We start from the raw sequence: 1,035 nt of genomic DNA, 5'->3' as shown, positions 1-1,035 counted from the left end.
AAAGAACAGCAGGCAAGAGGTTTTTTCCGCTCATCCCAGCAAGAACTCGCAAACTCTCGCACCGCAAGGCAACAACACTGACACCCTTTACCGAACTCTTAATCTACAACCACAGGCATGAACATGAGCACAATTTTTGAAATCAAGCAGAAGCTATCGTCTCAAGCGAAAGTGATAGCAGAAATGCTTTTACCAAGAGGGCACAAACGTGGCAATGATTGGATTGTTGGCAACACACGCGGTGAATCTGGTCAAAGTTTATCGGTGTGTTTAAGTGGCGAAAAAGCGGGGCTTTGGTATGATTTTGCGGAAGGCAGCGGTGGAGACCTTTTAGACCTTTGGTGCGCAGTTAAAGGGATAAGCCTCTCTCAAGCCTTAGAGGAAGCACGTTCCTTCCTCAATCTTACACGTCCCAAACCCTTTATGGCGCCTCATCGCTCCTATCGGCGTCCCCCCACTCCGACAGGGAACACACCACAGAATTTGGTGAAAACTTACCTCAACGAAGAGCGCTGTATTCCTCTTGAGATTTTAAAGCGTTACCGGATAGGGGAAAATGGAAATAAAATTATTTTTCCCTTTTATAAACCGAATGGCACCCTTGCTTTGGTAAAAGAACGGTTGGCGCAAGCGGGCGCAAAAGCAAAACCGACAGCAGCACAGTGTGAACCAATTTTATTTGGCTGGCAAGCTCTCTGCCCCACGAACCACCCCCACACCAACACGGATCACCCCCACACCGGCACAGATCACCCCCACACCAGCACGGATCACCCCCACACCGGCACAGAGCAACCCCACACCAACACGGATCAACCCCACACCAGCACGGATCACCCCCACACCGGCACAGAGCACCCCCACACCGGCACAGAGCACCCCCACACCGGCACGGATCACCCCCACACCGGCACAGAGCAACCCCACACCGGCACGGATCACCCCCACACCGGCACAGAGCACCCCCACACCGGCACGGATCACCCCCACACCGGCACAGAGCAACCCCACACCGGCACGGATCACCCCCACACC

General features: G+C 53.9%; 1 pseudogene. It reads left to right on the top strand.

Annotated features, from left to right (window positions below):
• Nucleotides 1-123 precede the first annotated feature (123 nt).
• Nucleotides 124-1,035, top strand: a pseudogene (locus ABD915_RS09805) (bifunctional DNA primase/helicase); the annotation flags it as partial.

The organism is Bartonella jaculi (assembly GCF_039543045.1).
GTDB lineage: Bacteria > Pseudomonadota > Alphaproteobacteria > Rhizobiales > Rhizobiaceae > Bartonella > Bartonella jaculi.
Note: the sequence above shows the minus strand (reverse complement) of the source record. Positions and strands in the feature narration are given on the sequence as shown.